Origin of the sequence: Christiangramia sediminis (assembly GCF_020552705.1) — a bacterium.
GTDB lineage: Bacteria > Bacteroidota > Bacteroidia > Flavobacteriales > Flavobacteriaceae > Christiangramia > Christiangramia sediminis.
Genome location: NZ_JAJBZG010000001.1, coordinates 824,358 through 842,007, shown reverse-complemented (window position 1 = coordinate 842,007; position 17,650 = coordinate 824,358). Strand labels below are relative to the sequence as shown.

General features: G+C 36.9%; 15 protein-coding genes. 7 read left to right on the top strand and 8 right to left on the bottom strand.

Going from position 1 to position 17,650, the window contains the following annotated elements; all coding sequences use genetic code 11:
* The first annotated feature begins 86 nt into the window (after positions 1–86).
* On the top strand, positions 87–263 hold the full coding sequence (locus tag LGQ90_RS03990; protein WP_026934940.1) for a hypothetical protein: 177 nt from the start codon (positions 87–89) through the stop codon (positions 261–263).
* Positions 264–313: 50 nt separating this feature from the next.
* Here LGQ90_RS03990 and LGQ90_RS03985 read toward each other — a convergent pair whose 3' ends face one another.
* The 4 genes from LGQ90_RS03985 to prfB form a co-directional block, all read right to left on the bottom strand.
* Positions 314–2,881: a TonB-dependent receptor gene (locus LGQ90_RS03985; protein WP_229338338.1), complete on the bottom strand. Its 2,568-nt coding sequence runs from the start codon at positions 2,879–2,881 to the stop codon at positions 314–316.
* 113 nt (positions 2,882–2,994) lie between these two features.
* On the bottom strand, positions 2,995–3,363 hold the full coding sequence (locus LGQ90_RS03980; RefSeq protein ID WP_229338336.1) for a hypothetical protein: 369 nt from the start codon (positions 3,361–3,363) through the stop codon (positions 2,995–2,997).
* 10 nt (positions 3,364–3,373) lie between these two features.
* Positions 3,374–3,715: an arsenate reductase (glutaredoxin) gene (arsC, locus tag LGQ90_RS03975; RefSeq protein ID WP_229338334.1), complete on the bottom strand. Its 342-nt coding sequence runs from the start codon at positions 3,713–3,715 to the stop codon at positions 3,374–3,376.
* 71 nt (positions 3,716–3,786) lie between these two features.
* A protein-coding gene (prfB, locus tag LGQ90_RS03970) for a peptide chain release factor 2 (protein WP_229338332.1) occupies positions 3,787–4,885 on the bottom strand; the annotation gives its coding sequence in 2 pieces (ribosomal slippage) (positions 3,787–4,821 and positions 4,823–4,885; 1,098 coding nt in all).
* 98 nt (positions 4,886–4,983) lie between these two features.
* Here prfB and LGQ90_RS03965 point away from each other — a divergent pair.
* Positions 4,984–7,374, top strand: coding sequence for a zinc-dependent metalloprotease (locus tag LGQ90_RS03965; protein WP_229338331.1), 2,391 nt, complete (start codon positions 4,984–4,986; stop codon positions 7,372–7,374).
* 6 nt (positions 7,375–7,380) lie between these two features.
* Here LGQ90_RS03965 and LGQ90_RS03960 read toward each other — a convergent pair whose 3' ends face one another.
* From LGQ90_RS03960 to LGQ90_RS03950, 3 genes are read right to left on the bottom strand one after another with little or no spacing between them, the layout of a single operon-like run.
* Positions 7,381–8,238 carry a transglutaminase-like domain-containing protein gene (locus LGQ90_RS03960; RefSeq protein WP_229338329.1) on the bottom strand — a complete coding sequence of 286 codons (858 nt, stop codon included), beginning with the start codon at positions 8,236–8,238 and terminating at the stop codon, positions 7,381–7,383.
* A gap of 43 nt (positions 8,239–8,281) precedes the next feature.
* Positions 8,282–9,226, bottom strand: coding sequence for an alpha-E domain-containing protein (locus tag LGQ90_RS03955; RefSeq protein WP_229338327.1), 945 nt, complete (start codon positions 9,224–9,226; stop codon positions 8,282–8,284).
* Positions 9,227–9,229: 3 nt separating this feature from the next.
* A complete protein-coding gene (locus LGQ90_RS03950; RefSeq protein WP_229338325.1) occupies positions 9,230–10,702 on the bottom strand; it encodes a circularly permuted type 2 ATP-grasp protein in 1,473 nt (490 codons plus the stop codon).
* A 198-nt stretch (positions 10,703–10,900) separates the two neighbouring features.
* On the opposite strand from LGQ90_RS03950, the gene LGQ90_RS03945 reads away from it, so the two are divergent.
* Both LGQ90_RS03945 and LGQ90_RS03940 read left to right on the top strand, forming a co-directional pair.
* The gene (locus LGQ90_RS03945) at positions 10,901–11,932 is read left to right on the top strand and encodes a threonine aldolase family protein (RefSeq protein WP_229338323.1); all 1,032 of its coding nucleotides are present in this window, start codon (positions 10,901–10,903) and stop codon (positions 11,930–11,932) included.
* 82 nt (positions 11,933–12,014) lie between these two features.
* Positions 12,015–12,530 (top strand): redoxin domain-containing protein, encoded by a 516-nt coding sequence (locus LGQ90_RS03940; protein ID WP_229338321.1) that lies wholly within the window; start codon positions 12,015–12,017, stop codon positions 12,528–12,530.
* Between the two features lie 61 nt (positions 12,531–12,591).
* On the opposite strand, the gene LGQ90_RS03935 is transcribed toward LGQ90_RS03940, so the two are convergent.
* A complete protein-coding gene (locus LGQ90_RS03935; RefSeq protein ID WP_229338319.1) occupies positions 12,592–12,918 on the bottom strand; it encodes a YbaB/EbfC family nucleoid-associated protein in 327 nt (108 codons plus the stop codon).
* A gap of 62 nt (positions 12,919–12,980) precedes the next feature.
* Here LGQ90_RS03935 and LGQ90_RS03930 point away from each other — a divergent pair, with 62 nt between their 5' ends.
* From LGQ90_RS03930 to capB, 3 genes are all read left to right on the top strand, one after another.
* Positions 12,981–15,107, top strand: a complete 2,127-nt coding sequence (locus LGQ90_RS03930) for a S9 family peptidase (RefSeq protein WP_229338317.1) — start codon at positions 12,981–12,983, stop codon at positions 15,105–15,107.
* A gap of 78 nt (positions 15,108–15,185) precedes the next feature.
* Positions 15,186–16,226: a cysteate synthase gene (gene capA / locus LGQ90_RS03925; RefSeq protein WP_229338315.1), complete on the top strand. Its 1,041-nt coding sequence runs from the start codon at positions 15,186–15,188 to the stop codon at positions 16,224–16,226.
* Between the two features lie 140 nt (positions 16,227–16,366).
* A complete protein-coding gene (gene capB, locus LGQ90_RS03920; RefSeq protein ID WP_229338313.1) occupies positions 16,367–17,629 on the top strand; it encodes a cysteate-C-fatty acyltransferase in 1,263 nt (420 codons plus the stop codon).
* The last annotated feature ends 21 nt before the right edge of the window (positions 17,630–17,650 follow it).

Below are 17,650 nucleotides of genomic sequence, written 5' to 3'. Positions count from 1 at the left end.
AGATGCTCAAAAAACTGGGTAATTTTTTGTGATAAGCGGGGGAGACTTCCTATCTTTGACCAGATTCAAATTAAACTTTGACTGTTATGTTCGAATTCGATCAATATCTTGGTTTCTTAGCTTTTCTGGCAATATTAACGATGGGTTTCTGGCTTATGATCTTTTTAATGGCATTCCTACCTTACTGGATAGGAGGTTCTGTTGGAGAGTTGATTAAAGAAAAACGCGAAGCCCGAAAAAAAGCTAAAGCGGAAAAAGCATAAAAAAAGGGACTAATTTTAGTCCCTTTTTTTATTTCCTTCTAATCTCTATTCTAGAATTCTCCTTCTTCAAAATCTTCATTCCCGCCTTCTCTTCTTTGCTGACGTTGCTTCTGCTGATTGAACCTGTAAATAAAGGAAACATTTACCGCCTGTCCCTGTCTCCACTGGAATTCGCTATCCTGTTCGAAGAATTCAGTCGTGGTCTGGCTGGCTCTTCTTCTTCCGTTTAAAATATCACTTACATTTAAAGCGATCGTGGCTTTTTCATTTAAAATTTCCTTACTCAAGGCCACATCAATGGATAGAATCCCATCCTGGGTTCCTTGAATTTCCTCAGAAGGTCCACGATAGAACGCATTGGTTTGCCAGTCGATTTTTGCGGGAAGTGTTACTTTTGAACTGAACCTTGCAAACCAACTAGTATTATCAGTACTCAAGTCGTTTCCATTGAATTCCCCGTCTAATTTAAATCTGAAATAGTTGAAACTACCATTTAGTCTTAACCACTCAGCAGGATTATATAAAAATCCAAGTTCACCACCCATCCTGTCATTCGTTGCCAGGTTAAACGGGATACTTCTAATTACAGTTTGTGGAATAGTTTCTGGCCCCTCTTCTGGAAAATCGGGGTTTGCAACCTCAATTTCAATTTCTTCCTGAACTCTTTGGAATGCGTCTGTTTCTCTTTGAAAGTAAACCGAAGAGGTTAATGTAAGTTTATCCCATCTTTTCAGATATCCAAGATCAAATGAATTGGAATATGCTGGTTGTAAATTTGGATTACCTTGAAAAACGTTATTTCTACTGCTTCGTGAAGGAAATGGATTGATATACCATCCTCTTGGTCTATTAATTCTTCTATTGTAACCAAAAGTTATACTCTCCTGTTCTGCAATTTCATAGATCACATTTAGCGTAGGGAACAATCCGAAATATTTATTGTCGAAATTAGTAGTAATATCAAAGCTGAATTCTTCTCTTAATTCTTCTTGAGAAAGTTCAGAATCAATATCTCCCTTAAGTTGGGTGTGCTCGGCTCTTAACCCAAAAAGAAAGCTGAAATCTCCAAATTTGGTTCCATACTGTGTATACCAGGCATGTACATTTTCGGAATAATCAAAAATATTTGTCTGATTTCTATTTAGAACGAAACTTCCATTTCTAGCTTCCTGAAGCAACGTATAATCAGTAATTTCATTTTCAAAATTACCACGGTATCCGGCTTCAAATTGTGAATCTTCTCCAATAGGTCTAACATAATCGGCCTGTATCAGATATTCGTTCTGGTCTTCTGAAGTTATGGTCCTTTCACGTGGAATAAAGATATCCTCTATTTCAGTATTATTAAGATTCACCGGCTCTCGTATAAATGAATTCTGAGTTTCACCGTCACTTTCAACCTGGAAATCGGCTGTTAATTCATGGCCTTTATTATCAAACCTGTTAATATAGTTTAACGAGAATTGCCAGCTATTATCTTCTTCTGTCTCATTTTCAAATCGAGTAGTACGTAACTGCGGACTGCCGTCTAATAAATAATCATTGGCATTGGTGGTTAGATCTGAGTCGTTTCCATAACGATAAAAGATAGCACCGGTAATAGAAGACTGGTCGTTAAGATAATATTCCATCCCAACATTAGTGTTGAAGCCTCTGTTGATCCTATCGTATTCCCTGTCTTCAATATTTTGATCATAAATTAGTCCGTCTAAAAAGGAATCTTCTCTTTGATTAAAATATCTGGTATCGAAGAATGCCATTCCCGGGGATTCTCTATATCGATAACCGGTAGTAGTAAAAAGGTTAAACTTATCTGTTCGATAATTTAGATTGGCATTGATTCCGGCATTTTCGGGATATCCACCGTTAAGGCTAAGTGACCCGTTAAATCCAAGAGTTTCTTTCTTTCTAAGAATAATATTGATGATACCGGCAGTTCCTTCGGCATCATATCTGGCAGAAGGCGAGGTGATCACTTCAACTCTTTCTATTGCTTCTGCAGGTAGCTGACTTAGAACATCTGTACTACCAAAACCAGCCATTGCTGAAGGTTTTCCGTTTATAAGAATTCTTACATTCTCATTTCCTCTAAGACTTATACCTCCTTCTATATCTACAGATATCGAAGGGACATTATTAAGAGCATCACTTACCGTACCACCTGCAGTAGTAAGGTCTTTTCCTATATTATAGATTTTCTTATCCAGTCTAATATCAACCTGGGTAGTTTCAGCCCTTACCACAACTTCATCCAGATTTTCAGAACCCAGTCCCAACTCAATGGTTCCAAGGTTAAGATCACTGTCTATGGTTCTGTTTTTAAATTCTTTTGTTTCGTAGGATATGAACTCAACTAGAATATCATAGGTTCCTTTTTTAACTTCTATGGAAAATTCTCCATTTACGTCGGTCACCCCTCCATTAATAATAGAAGGATCATTAACATCCTGTATGGAAATGGTTGCATATTCTAACGGAACTTCTAATTCATTGTCTATCACTTTTCCAGTGATAGTGTATTCTACAACATCGGCAGGTGCCTGTGCATAGCTATTAAAAGTAAAAATACTGAGTAAACTTAGGATCAAACTAAGTGCATAGATCTTTCGGATGGTCATTATAGATTTTTTTTTCTATGACCAATCAGAACTTAAATAGTTTAATCAACAGCGGTTAATATTGTGTTAATGCTTAAACCTTGCTGTTAAACCTAAATATAAAAGCCTAAAAATTAAGATTTTCGGGTGATCTGTTTATTCAGAAAAATATAATTTTCAAACTGATCTTCGTCCAGGAACTTCTTTAAAGTATGGTGTTCGTTCTTCTGGATAGTCTTTAACTTATTTATTTGCTGAATATTCCCCAGGCTGGAGTTGATGATCTCATTTTTCTTGATCGTATATTCGATAATAGCGTCTTCCAGAAGATCTGTTTGCTCAGGATTTAAATTAAGCTGACCTTTCCAGGTAAGAGCAAGCTCTGCAGCTATTTCTCTAATTTCTTTACGATTTTTTTCGTGAATATATATTTGTGAATATACGAAACCAGCGACTGCAGCGGCTGCGACACTTATCAATGCAATTTTGTGTTGAAGTTTCATTTATATTGTTTTATAGCAATTTTTCAATATCTGAAGGTGGTCTTCCAATAACAGCATCTTTGTCTGTTTCAACCACAGGCCTTTCAATAAGTTTAGGATTTTTAACCATGGCGGTAATTATTTCACGGTCACTTAAATCTCTATCCTTATATTCTTCTTTCCAGATCTTTTCATTCTTCCGAACAAGCTGAATGGGGGTGATCTTTAACTTTTTGATCAGGTTTCCCAATTCATTTTCATTCAGCGGTTCTTTAAGATATTCTATTATTTCAAAATCTTTGCCTGAATTTTTCAATATTTCAAGTCCTTCTCTGGACTTGCTGCATCTTGCGTTATGATAAATCTTTAGCATTCTGTTCTTGTTTTCTTTATTAAAATAATCAATTATTTTAATTTTAAAAATCTAATTGAGTGGTTAACTTATCAATCATCATTCCGTTGGCCCATCATCATTAAAAAAGATTTTAGAAAAGCATCAATATCACCGTTCATCACATCGTCTACATTTCCGGTTTCTTCAGCCGTTCTAACGTCTTTTACTAGTTTATATGGATGCATCACGTAATTTCTAATTTGTGATCCCCATTCTATTTTCATTTTAGAATCTTCTATCTCTCTACGCTGTTCCTGTCTTTTCTGAAGCTCGATCTCAAAGAGCTGAGATTTCAGAAGCTGCATGGCTTTATTTTTATTTTCAAGTTGTGATCTTGTTTCAGAATTTTCAATAACAATTCCGGTAGGGGCGTGGCGTAGTCTTACCGCGGTTTCCACTTTGTTCACATTTTGTCCCCCGGCTCCTGAAGATCTCATGGTTTCCCAGCTAAGATCTGACGGATTAATATCAATCTCTATACTGTCATCCACTAGCGGGTAAACATAGACAGAAGCGAAGGATGTATGTCTTTTTGCATTGGAGTCAAATGGGGAGATCCTCACCAGACGGTGAACACCATTTTCACCTTTTAACCAACCGAAAGCATATCCACCCTCGATTTCCAGAGTAACCGTCTTTATTCCGGCAACTTCGCCAGCCTGGTAATTAAGTTCACGGATCTTATATTTTCGCTTTTCGGCCCACATGAGATACATTCTCATGAGCATTTCAGCCCAATCACAACTCTCAGTTCCACCGGCACCGGCAGTGATCTGAAGAACAGCACTCATACTATCTCCCTCTTCAGAAAGCATATTTTTGAACTCAAGATCTTCAATAAGGTCTACAGCCTTATCATATCTATCCTGAACATCTTCAGCAGTAGCCTCACTTTCTTTATAGAAATCAAAGATTACTTCAAGGTCTTCCACAAGGGTCTCGCCTTTTTCATAATCTCCTACCCAGCTTTTTTCAGCATTGACCTCTTTCATGATCTGTTCAGCCTTTTTAGGGTCATCCCAGAAATCTGGAGCAAAGGTCTTTTCCTCCATATTGGTTATTTCGATCTTTTTGGCATCAATGTCAAAGATACCTCCTTAACGCAACCAGGCGCTCTTTAAGATCTCTAATATTCTCTATTGTTATCATTCTTGGTTGATTTGTCGTAAAAATAGAATTAAAGGGACTTTTCAGAAAGTATTTAACGAATATTTTTTAGTTTTAGAAGGCTAAAAAAAACTCAATAAATGCGCATTAATTTACTTATAATTCTGACCCTCAGTATTTCTCTGTCTGTGTCAGCCCAATTTTTAGAAAAAAAGGAAGACCTCAAAGAATATAAGGGTTTCTTCAACTTTCATTATAATGAAAATGAGGATGAGATCTATCTTGAAGTAGATAGCCTGGAACAGGAATTTCTATATACCCATTTTTTAACCACCGGCGTTGGCTCTAATGACATAGGGCTGGATCGTGGCCAATTGGGAGGAGCAGAGGTAGTGAAATTTCAGAAAGCCGGGAATAAACTTTTATTGGTTCAGCCAAATCAGGATTACCGGGCGATCACAGACAATCAGGCTGAAAAGGAAAGTGTGGCAGAAGCATTTGCAAAATCGGTCATTTTTGGTTTTGAAATCAAGGAAGAAAAGGATGGTAAATATATTATTGATCTTACACCTTTTTTGATGCAGGATGCACACGGGGTAGAAGAAAGATTAAAGAAAGGAAGTTATGGGACTTATAAGCTCGAAAAATCTAAAAGTGCTTTGTCGCTGGATCGTACCAAAGCTTTTCTTGAAAATGTTGAATTTGAAGCCCTGCTTACTTTTGAAGGAGAGTCTAAGGGCAGAACTGTAAATACTGTTGTTCCAGACTCAAAAAATATTAGTGTAACCCAGCATCATTCTTTTGTAAAGTTACCAGATGATAATTATAAAAAACGATTATTTGATCCGCGAAGCGGCGCGATCTTTATTTCGTATATGGATTATGCTTCCCCCGTGTATGAACCGATAAAGAAACGATATGCCATAAGACACCGTTTAGAGAAAAAAAATCCGGAAGCTGAAGTTAGTGAAGCCGTGGAGCCTATTGTTTATTATTTAGATCGTGGAACCCCTGAACCGGTTAGATCGGCATTGCTGGAAGGAGCAAAATGGTGGAACGAGGCTTATGAAGAAATAGGTTATAAAGATGCCTTCCAGGTTAAAATGTTGCCGGAAGATGCAGATCCTTTAGATGTTAGGTACAATGTAATACAATGGGTGCATCGCTCTACCCGAGGATGGAGTTATGGAGCCAGTGTGGTAGATCCAAGAACCGGTGAGATCATTAAAGGGCATGTAAGTTTAGGAAGTTTAAGAATCAGGCAGGATTTTATGATAGCCCAGGCCATGACGAATAAACCTTTTGCTGAAAGTGATGTAAATCATGACCCGATGATGGAGCTGGCCCTGGCCAGGATAAGGCAACTATCTGCTCATGAAGTGGGACATACCATTGGTTTTACACACAATTTCGCAGCAAGTACCAACGGAAGAGCTTCGGTAATGGATTATCCTCATCCTCAATTTGAACTTAATAATGGCCAAATTGAATTTGCCAATGCTTACGATACCGGAATAGGTGAGTGGGATAAAGTAACTGTAAAATATAGTTATAGTGATGTACCTGAAGAACAGAACGAAAAAGAATATTTAAATTCAATACTGGAGGATGCCCAACTTGAAGGATTGAAGTTTATTACAGATTCAGATGCCCGGGCTGCCGGGGGAGCACATGCCTTTGCCCACCTTTGGGATAATGGTGAGAATGCGGCAGATGAATTGAACAGAGTGCTTGCGATAAGGAAAAAAGCTATCCAGGATTTTTCAAAGGATAACATAAGGAGTAATGAGCCTTATACGGTTTTAGAGGATGTGTTTGTACCTCTATATTTCTTCCATAGATATCAGACCGAGGCAACGGTAAAGTTAATTGGCGGACTTGAATATGATTATGCCGTAAAGGGTGGAAATAACCAGGTTGTAAAACATCTGGATGCAAAACTTCAGGAAAAAGCACTGGAGACAGTAATAAAGACACTTACTGCAGAGGAACTGGCTATTCCACAGGATAAGCTGGAATTGTTTCCACCGAGAGCATTTGGTTACGGCAGAGACAGAGAGTCTTTTAAAAGTAATACCGATGTAGCTTTTGATGCTTTAGGAGCTCCGGCGACCGCCAGTGAGATGACCTTAGCGCTGTTGCTTCATCCGGCCAGGGCAGAAAGACTGGTTCAGCAACATTCATTGGAGAATGACCTTCCAGGATTATCTTCTGTTCTGGAAGAATTGATATCTGAAACTATAAAAACTGAAAGGAAGGATGATTACAAAGCAGCCGTGCAAAAAACTATCAATTTTGTAGTTTTTAAGCATCTATTAAATATGGCCATAGATCAAAAATCTACTCCAATGGTGAGATCTATTACTAATCAGAAAATAGATGAACTAGCAAACTGGCTGAGAAGTAAAGATGATGTGGTTTACAAAGAAATGTATAGAAATATTAAAAGATTCAGAGAGAAGCCGGAAGAATTCAAGCTGGAAATAAATGTTCCGAAGATTCCAGACGGTTCCCCAATTGGTGCTTATTAATAAACACTATTGCTGTTGCTGCTTCTGGGAAGAAACCTGAACGGTATATTCAGTTTCATTTTTACCTGAAGAGTATACCACGCCTTTTAGAGGTGGGCAATCGGTGTAATCTTTACCGTGAGCTACTTTGATATGGTTTTCTGCTGCGATAAGGTTGTTTGTTGGATCAAAACCTATCCAGCCGCTATCTGGCAGGCAACATTCTACCCAGGCATGCATTTGGGAATCTCCAAAATATCCATTGCCCTGATGCAGGTAACCCGAAACATATCTGGAGGGAATACCGAATTGCTTGGCTATTGCTATAAACAAATGGGTGAAATCCTGACATACGCCTTGTTTGATCTCCAGGATATGATTTAGATCTGTGTCTATATCGGTGACATTAGTTTTAAAAGTAAATTCTTCTTTTATCCAGGAATTAAGATTCTGAAGATTTTCGAATAAAGACAATGTCTTATCAAATTTAAAATCTACTTCCTGGTGAAGTGTAGTAAGATCTGTATTCCTTAAAAATACATCATTACCAGCTTTAAATTCCAGAGACTTCAAATCTTCGAATTCTCTTTCAGAAAATTCCTGAGAAACTTTTTCAAAAATATTCTCTACCTTTTTGATGATCTTAAAATCTGCCGTGAATTCTATTTCTTCAAAAGACTGTTTAGGTCTAATACGATAAGTTCTGAAGTCATAACCATTGACCGAATTTTCTACAGGAGTATTCAGTGAATTACTAAAATCATCGGAAATTAATTCCTGTGACTCATTATTTTCAGGAATAATCAAAAATTGCCATAAAGCACCGTTGGTCTCATTTTGATAAGTGTTTTTTGCTGTATAGCGTATGGTGTAATCCAGGTTCATTTTCAGAAATTTAGGAACTTCAAATTAAATTGATTTTTATGGATTAATAATGAAAATAATCCTTTTCTAATTTAAGCCCGATATTGTTAAGATCCTCAAGGATGTTTTCTATGAATGCCTGAAGATCACTTTCAATTTCTTCTATTATCTTAAACTGATATTTCGCTCTTACCTTTCCGATTAAAAATGCGGAAGAATGTTTGGAGGGATGCTTTTCATGACTCAGCACCATGATATGTTTACAAACCTCATTCAAGCTGTTCATTACCGATCTTGGACAATCTGTATTTAAAATTAGAAATTCCAGGGTAGTAATGCTCGTAGGAGTCTGACGATAGAATCTTCTCATCATATCATAAGATTCTGCACACTTTAATAATGTGGTCCATTCGTAACTATTTTTTAAAGTATCCCCATAACTTCCCTGTGCGAAGACAGCGTCCTTATATTTAGAATTGATAATGCGAATCACCTGCGTGGCTCTTTCAATATTGATTCCCAGCATAATGATCGCATATACCTCGTCATGCAGTAATGTTCCTCTTATTTTTCCTCTTAGTACAGAGGTATTTTCATTTACCTGGACCGTGAAATCATACAACCCGCTTTTTTTGAAATTTTCAACAGGATAATTCAGGACAAAATGGTAGAATTTATTCAGTGACTCATATAACTCAGTAGAGATTAAGTCTCTTGCGCTATTTGCGTTTTCACGTGCCAACTTCACATAGTTGATTACCGAAAAATCTTTTTCAGGATTTAAGGCGATATCATATAAAACTTCTTCTTCCTTTAATTCATTTTCATTTCTGCTGAAATCATCGGCCATGTAAAGCATGGACTGCAAAACAAATTGTCTGGATTGAGATTGCTCGTTAGGTGCATCCAGAGATGCGAAATAATTGACATTTAAATATCTTGCTACATGTTCTGCACGTTCAATATATCTTCCCATCCAGAACAGGTTATTGGCTACTCTTGCTAACATAAATTATTGATTATTTTTTAATACCCAGGTATCTTTAGAACCACCACCTTGAGAAGAATTAACTATTAGATTTCCTTTTTGAAGCGCAACTCTGGTAAGCCCACCTTTAAGCACAAATTCCTTGTTTTCGCCCAATAATGTAAACGTACGGAGGTCTACATGTCGAGGTTCAAAACATTCTTTATCTTCTATATAAGTTGGATGAACAGATAAAGACATGATTGGTTGAGCAATATATTTTCTTGGGCTGGCTATAATGGTCGCTTTCACTTCTTCAATTTCTTCCTGGGTCAGTCTGTTTCCAATGGAGATTCCATAACCACCGGCTTCATCAACGGGTTTTATGACTAAATTATGAACATTATCCAGTACATATTTAAGTTCATCTGGTCTGCTACAATGATAGGTTGACACATTATTAAGAATGGGTTCCTCATCTAAATAGTATTTAATGATCTCAGGCATATATGTATAAATGGCTTTATCATCTGCAACTCCCGTTCCCGGTGCATTCACGAGACAAACATTTCCCTGTTTATAGGCGGCCATAAGTCCCGGTACTCCTATTGCCGAATCTGGTTTAAATTCCAGCGGATCTAAAAACTGATCATCTATTCTTCGATAAATTACATCAACCTTTTCCGGGCCATTTATCGTTTTCATATAAACGAAATCATTTTCAACAAAAAGGTCCCGTCCTTCTACCAGTTCAACACCCATGGCTTTGGCAAGATAAGAATGTTCATAGTAAGCCGAATTGTATATTCCCGGAGTGATCACTACACAATTAGGGACATCAACTCCTTTAGGTTTTACCGTTTCCAGAATTTCCAGAAGATTTTGTGCGTAATCGGTAACCGTATGAGCCTGGTAGTGATTAAAAACACCAAACAAGGCTCTTTTTAAAGCCGTTCTGTTACAGATCACATAACTTACTCCGGAAGGACACCTAATGTTATCTTCCAGTACATAGTATTTTCCGTCTGAATGTTTTATAAGGTCTGTGCCAGAAATATGATTATAAATTCCACCAGGTGGATCAAAACCATTCATCTGATCCAGGTAATTTTCTGAAGAACTAATTAGGTCTAACGGGACAATACCTTCTTTTATAATATTTTTGTCATGGTAGAGATCATGGAGAAATGCATTGAGGGCTTTACTTCTTTGGAGAACTCCCTTCTCGATATGCTCCCATTCTTCTGAATCAATAATTCTGGGGAAGAGATCAAATGGAAAAATCTTTTCCTTGATCTCATGATCTCCATAAACCTGAAACGTAATTCCCTGATTAAAGAAGGATGCCTTGGCCTTGTTATTAAGTCTTCCAAAATCCTGAGCGGAATGCTCACTATATAATTCGAATAGGGTCTTATAGGTCTCTCTTACGTTTTCATGTTCATCAAATATTTCATCATATAGCTTTGGATCCCTATTGTAGGATTCAAAAGTTGGATTGTTATCTTTTCTTTTCATAACTCAGGTTTGTCTTAAAATACGAATAAATTATCTGTTTATCAGTTATTTAAGTAAAACCTTATAGATTATTCTGTATAATTTAATAAAAGGCAGATAAATCATATTTTACGCTTTTATTGCCACATTTAATTATGAATAATGAATTTTAGAAAAAGACTTTATAAATTTTAACTTAGCATTTCAGAAAAAATAACCATGAAAGAAATAGATCTTAGAAGTGATACCGTTACCAGACCAACTAAAGGAATGCTGCAGGCGATAATGACCGCTGAGGTGGGGGATGATGTGTATAAAGAAGATCCTACCATTAATAAACTGGAGGAGAAACTGGCCAGTATGTTCGGGAAGGATGAAGCCTTGTTTTTTCCTACCGGAAGTATGGCAAATCAGGCCGCAATAAAATTGCATACGCAACCAGGCGAGCAATTAATATGTGATAAATGGGCCCATGTATATAATTATGAAGGGGGAGGAGTTTCTTTTAATAGCGGAGTTTCATGTAAGTTGGTTGACGGAGACCGCGGGATGTTCACTGCAGAACAGGTTGAAGAAAATATCAATCCGCCAGATTTTTATCATAGTCCGCTAACAAGCCTGGTTTGTCTTGAAAATACAACTAATAAAGGTGGTGGTGCTTGTTATGACCTTGAAGAGATCAAAAGAATAAGGAAAGTCTGTGACAATAATGAACTTGGTTTACATCTGGATGGAGCAAGACTATTTAATGCCATTGTAAAAAATGATGAAAACCCTAAAGACTATGGGAAGTTATTTGATACTATTTCAGTTTGTCTTTCCAAAGGATTAGGAACACCAATGGGATCTGTACTTATTGGGGATAAAAGATTGATGAAAAACGCGATAAGAGTGAGAAAAGTTTTAGGCGGAGGCATGCGCCAGGTAGGATTTATGGCTGCAGCTGGTATTTATGCACTGGATAATCATATGGAGCAACTGGCAAAAGATAATGATAGAGCTGCAGAGATTGCGGGAGTGTTAGAACAATTAGATTACATTGGGAAAGTAGAACCGGTGGAAACTAATATTGTCATCTTTTACCTGAAGAATGCTGAAGATGAATCTAAATTTATCCAACAGCTTTCAGATAAGAATATACGTATAAGTAATATGGGTCAGGGAAAACTTAGAGTGGTGACACATCTGGATTATTCAGAAGAAATGCATAATCATTTTCTGGAAACATTACGAAGTATCGATCTTGATTAAGTTTGAAAAAGCTTAACTAAAGATTAGCAGGTCTTTAATATGGATCGGTTTCAAATTCAGGTATTTTTCAAAAAATTGAATTATGAAAAACTTGAAACCAAAACAGGAAGTTCCCGAACTATTAGTGAAGACTACCAAAGGATTGAAATGGAATATTAGAGATAATAAACCTGAAAATTTCACCATGCTTATTTTTTACCGTGGAATTCATTGTCCCGTTTGTAAAAAATATCTGGAAGAATTAAATACCAAGATCGAAGATTTCAGAGATAAAGGTGTGAATGTGATTTGCATAAGTGCAAATAATGAGGACTTAGCTCAAAAGACTGTTGAAGAATGGGATATCGATAAGTTGAATATCGGCTATGATTTTAGTACTGAAGAAGGAAGGAAATGGGGATTGTTCATTTCTGAAGCGGTTAAAGATTCAGAACCGGAGGTATTTGTTGAGCCAGCCCTATTTTTGATCAAACCAGATAATACATTGTATTCGGCGAGTATTCAATCTATGCCTTTTGCCAGACCCAAATTTAATGATTTGCTAAAATCCATTTCTTTTGTTTTGAAAGAAGATTATCCTGCAAGAGGAGGAGCATAGAACAAATTGATATTTGATATAAAATGAAAAGCCCGAAATTAATATTTCGGGCTTTTATTCTTTATTTCATCAATCCGTCCATTCCTGGGATATCTGGCATTCCATCTTTAGCGGCAGCTCCAATCTCAGCTTCATTGATCTCCGTAGCTTTTTCTATCGCTTTATTCATCGTTAGAACAAGGTAATCTTCCAGTTGCTCTTTATCTTCCAGCAACTTGTCATCAATAGAAATATTCTTCACTTTTCTGTTAGCGGTAATAGTCACTTTTAAAAGACCATCACTGGATTGTTCATCAACCAAGACAGTATCCAATCTCTTTTTTGTCGCTTCTACTTTTTCCTGGGCTTCCTTCAGTTTATTCATCATGCCCATCATATCTCCAAACATATTTTTTTATTTTAAAATTTATGATTTCAAATTTACTAAATTACGGCATCAAACCAGTCAAAATGAAAAGAGTATTAGTTATTCTATTAGGATGCGTTACATTTGCAACCGCCCAAAATAACACAGATTTGAAAAAAGATATTCAAGCCCCGAAGGCAAAAAAAGTTGCTAAAGAACTCGAAAAGCACGGTGATGTGCGAATCGATAATTATTTCTGGATGAACCAACGCGAAGACCAGGAAGTTATTGATTATCTGAAGGCTGAAAATGACTATAATGATAAAATGACTTCTCATACCAAAGATTTCCAGGCAGATCTTTTTGAAGAGATGAAGTCGCGTATAAAAGAAGATGACGAATCTGTTCCTTATAAATTGAACGGATACTGGTACATTACTCGATTTGAAAAGGGCTACGATTATCCTGTTTATTCCAGAAAAAAAGAAAGCCTTGATGCGCCTGAAGAGGTCATGTTCAATGTTAACGATATGGCTGAAGGTTTCGATTATTACAGCCTGGGTGGACTTAATGTAAGTCCCGATAATAAACTGGTAGCTTTTGGGACAGATACTTTGAGTAGAAGAAAATATACCATCAGGATCAAAAATCTTGAAACCGGAGAAATATATAAGGAGGAAATAAAAAATACTACGGGAGGATCAACCTGGGCAAACGACAATAAAACACTATATTATACCAAGAAGGATCCGCAAACTTTAAGATCTTTCAGGATTTACAAGCATATCCTGGGAACCGATCCTAAGGAAGATCAACTTGTATATGAAGAAGAAGATGAGACCTTCAATACATATGTATATAAATCTAAGTCCAGAGAATATATCATCATAGGCTCGCATAGTACTTTAACTACAGAATATCGTTTTCTTGATGCCGATAAGCCTGAAGGAGATTTTAATGTATTCCAGCCAAGACAAAGAGGTCTTGAATACAGTATTTCTCATTTTGATGGGGATTTTTATGTGGTTACGAATAAAGATAATGCAACCAATTTCAAACTGATGAAAACACCTGTAGATAATACAGGTATGGAAAATTGGGTGGATGTGATACCTCATAGAGAGGATTACCTCCTTGAAGATATTGATATTTTTAAAGAATATCTGGTAGTTAGTGAGCGTAATAATGGTCTTAATAAGATAAGAATTATAAAATGGGATGATAGCGAAGAATTCTATATTCCGTTCGATAATGAAACTTACACTGCCTATACCTCTATAAATCCTGATTTTGAGACGGATATTCTAAGGTATACCTACAATAGCCTCTCCACCCCAACTTCAGTGGTGGAGTATAATATGAAAACCGGGGATAAGGTGGTCCTGAAGGAACAGGAAGTGCTGGGAGGCAAATTCGATAAGGATAATTACACTTCAGAAAGACTTTGGGCAACAGCAAATGATGGCACTAAGATCCCTGTCTCTTTAGTTTATAGAAAAGGAACAAAAAAAGATGGTAATAGTCCATTGCTTCAGTATGCCTATGGTTCTTATGGTTCAACTATAGATCCATACTTCTCTTCCGTTAGATTAAGTTTACTGGACAGAGGATTTATTTATGCTATTGCTCATATTCGCGGAGGAGAATATTTAGGACGTGAATGGTATGAGGATGGAAAATTATTCAGCAAAAAAAATACCTTCACAGATTTTATTGATGTTTCAGAATTTCTGGTGAAAGAAAATTATACTTCAGCCAATCACTTATACGCCATGGGTGGTTCAGCCGGGGGATTACTTATGGGAGCTGTGGTAAATATCGCCCCTAACCTTTATAACGGTGTTATAGCTGCTGTACCTTTCGTAGACGTGGTGACTACTATGCTGGATGATACTATTCCATTAACTACCGGCGAGTATGATGAGTGGGGAAATCCTAATAATAAAGATTATTACGATTATATGAAGTCCTATTCTCCCTATGATAATGTAAAAGCCCAGGATTATCCAAATATGCTTATCACCACGGGATTACATGATTCCCAGGTACAATACTGGGAGCCGGCGAAATGGGTCGCTAAATTAAGGGAGTTGAAGACCGACGATAACATTCTCCTTCTTCATACGAACATGGATGCAGGTCATGGAGGCGCTTCGGGAAGGTTTGAAGCATTAAAGGAAGTGGCAGAAGAGTACGCGTTTCTATTGGATTTAGAGGGGATAAACGAATAATTAAAAAATTTGCCTTAAATTTGAACGATTTTAAAAGTGTAGCTTTTTAGAATCATTTTTATAAATGAACTTCGACTTATGAGAGAAGACTTGAAGGTATATGACAATGTATTACAACTCGTGGGTAATACTCCGTTAATTCACCTGAATAAGATAACCAGCACTTATAAAGGACAATATTTTGCTAAAGTAGAAGCTTTTAATCCTGGACACTCATCTAAAGATAGAATAGCCCTGCACATTATAGAAGAAGCTGAGAAAAAAGGCATCTTAAAACCCGGAGATACAATTATCGAAACAACTTCTGGCAATACAGGATTCAGTATTGCCATGGTTAGCTGTATCAAAGGTTATGAATGTATTCTGGCAGTTAGCTCAAAATCTTCGAAAGATAAGATAGACATGCTCAAGACAATGGGAGCGAAGGTGTATGTTTGTCCTGCGAATGTTCCTGCCGATGACCCACGTTCTTATTATGAAGTAGCAAAAAGGCTTCATAAAGAAATAAAAGGTTCAGTATATATCAATCAATATTTCAACGAGCTTAATATTGAGGCTCATTTCCAGACTACAGGACCCGAAATATGGAAACAAACTGAAGGAAAAATCACTCATTTAGTAGCTTGTAGCGGAACAGGAGGAACTATCTCCGGAACTGCAAGATTTCTGAAAGAACAAAATCCTGATATTAAAATTCTTGGAATAGATGCTTTTGGTTCTGTTCTAAAAAAATACCATGAAACCCGTGAGTTTGATAAGGAAGAGATCTATCCTTATAGAATTGAAGGACTTGGTAAAAACCTGATCCCTACAGCCACAGATTTTGATGTGATAGATAAATTCACCAAGGTGTCTGATGAAGATGCAGCCCATACTGCCAGGGAAATTGCAAGAACAGAAGGTCTTTTTGTAGGCTATACCAGCGGAGCTGCTATGCAGGGATTAAAGCAGTATTATGAAGAGGGAGAATTTGATAAGAATTCAAATGTGGTTATGATTTTCCCAGATCACGGTTCCCGTTATATGAGTAAGATTTATAGCGATGACTGGATGAACGAACAAGGATTTTTTGATACAGAACATGAAACAAAATCACAATCAATAGATGTGATTAAATAATACTTTATTAACACTTATTAACAAAAGCATCCTATTCTTTGTAGGATGCTTTTGTTTTTATTAGATTTCGATGTTTAAAATTTACTTTGTAGAATTGAGCCAAATTTCAGTATTTTTGCGGCTCGTCTAAAAAATGACTGATGAAGGATTTATTTGATAAAATTTACAAAGACAAAGGACCGCTAGGTAAATGGGCAGATCAGGCAGAGGGATATTTCGTATTTCCAAAACTCGAAGGGCCAATTTCTAATCGTATGAAATTTCGCGGTAAAGAAGTGATCACCTGGAGTATTAATGATTACCTGGGACTTGCCAATCATCCTGAAGTTCGTAAAATAGATGCAGAAGCAGCGGCCGAATACGGTTCTGCTTATCCTATGGGAGCAAGAATGATGAGTGGTCATACAGATCTTCATGAAAAATTGCAGGATGAATTAGCTTCCTTTGTTCATAAACAATCAGCATACCTACTTAATTTTGGGTACCAGGGAATGGTTTCTACCATTGATGCTTTGGTTTCCAAACAGGATGTCATTGTATATGACGTAGATGCTCATGCATGTATCATTGACGGGGTTAGATTGCATTTAGGTCAGCGATTTACCTATAAGCACAACGATATGGAAAGTATCGAGAAAAACCTTCAACGTGCTACAAAGATCGCAGAACAAACCGGTGGTGGAATTCTGCTAATTTCTGAAGGTGTTTTCGGAATGAGAGGTGAGCAGGGAAAACTTAAGGAAATCGTAGAGCTTAAAAAGAAATTCAATTTTAGACTATTTGTTGATGATGCTCACGGTTTTGGAACCCTAGGTAAAACAGGTGCCGGAGCAGGTGAGGAGCAAGGTGTACAGGACGAAATAGACGTATATTTCGCAACTTTCGCTAAATCTTTAGCAAGTACTGGGGCTTTTATTGCTGCAGATAAAGAGATCATAGATTATTTGAAATATAACCTTAGATCACAAATGTTCGCGAAGTCACTGCAAATGCAGTTGGTCGTAGGTGCATTAAAGCGTCTGGAAATGCTAAGAACGATGCCTGAGCTTAAAGAAAAGTTATGGGAGAATGTAAATGCACTTCAGAACGGATTGAAAGAAAATGGTTTTGATATTGGAACTACTCAAAGTTGTGTGACTCCGGTATATCTTAAAGGAAGTATTCCAGAAGCTATGGCTTTAGTGAAAGATCTTCGTGAGAACCATGGCGTATTCTGTTCTATTGTTGTATACCCGGTAATTCCAAAAGGATTAATTCTTCTAAGAATGATCCCAACAGCCACACATACCCTTGAAGATATTGAAGAAACACTTAAAGCTTTTTCAGCAATTAGAGAAAGACTTGAAAATGGTACTTATAAAAGACTTTCTGCTTCGGTTGAAGCTGCGATGTCTAATAAGTAAAAGTTACATATATTATTACAT

Coding starts and splice junctions, on each gene's coding strand:
- LGQ90_RS03930 (WP_229338317.1), top strand. CDS start 12,981: ATGAAAAGAGTATTAGTTATTCTATTAGGATGCGTTACATTTGCAACC.
- LGQ90_RS03950 (WP_229338325.1), bottom strand. CDS start 10,702: ATGAAAAGAAAAGATAACAATCCAACTTTTGAATCCTACAATAGGGAT.
- LGQ90_RS03985 (WP_229338338.1), bottom strand. CDS start 2,881: ATGACCATCCGAAAGATCTATGCACTTAGTTTGATCCTAAGTTTACTC.
- LGQ90_RS03945 (WP_229338323.1), top strand. CDS start 10,901: ATGAAAGAAATAGATCTTAGAAGTGATACCGTTACCAGACCAACTAAA.
- arsC (WP_229338334.1), bottom strand. CDS start 3,715: ATGCTAAAGATTTATCATAACGCAAGATGCAGCAAGTCCAGAGAAGGA.
- LGQ90_RS03955 (WP_229338327.1), bottom strand. CDS start 9,226: ATGTTAGCAAGAGTAGCCAATAACCTGTTCTGGATGGGAAGATATATT.
- LGQ90_RS03935 (WP_229338319.1), bottom strand. CDS start 12,918: ATGTTTGGAGATATGATGGGCATGATGAATAAACTGAAGGAAGCCCAG.
- LGQ90_RS03990 (WP_026934940.1), top strand. CDS start 87: ATGTTCGAATTCGATCAATATCTTGGTTTCTTAGCTTTTCTGGCAATA.
- LGQ90_RS03940 (WP_229338321.1), top strand. CDS start 12,015: ATGAAAAACTTGAAACCAAAACAGGAAGTTCCCGAACTATTAGTGAAG.
- capA (WP_229338315.1), top strand. CDS start 15,186: ATGAGAGAAGACTTGAAGGTATATGACAATGTATTACAACTCGTGGGT.
- capB (WP_229338313.1), top strand. CDS start 16,367: ATGAAGGATTTATTTGATAAAATTTACAAAGACAAAGGACCGCTAGGT.
- LGQ90_RS03960 (WP_229338329.1), bottom strand. CDS start 8,238: ATGAACCTGGATTACACCATACGCTATACAGCAAAAAACACTTATCAA.
- LGQ90_RS03965 (WP_229338331.1), top strand. CDS start 4,984: ATGCGCATTAATTTACTTATAATTCTGACCCTCAGTATTTCTCTGTCT.
- LGQ90_RS03980 (WP_229338336.1), bottom strand. CDS start 3,363: ATGAAACTTCAACACAAAATTGCATTGATAAGTGTCGCAGCCGCTGCA.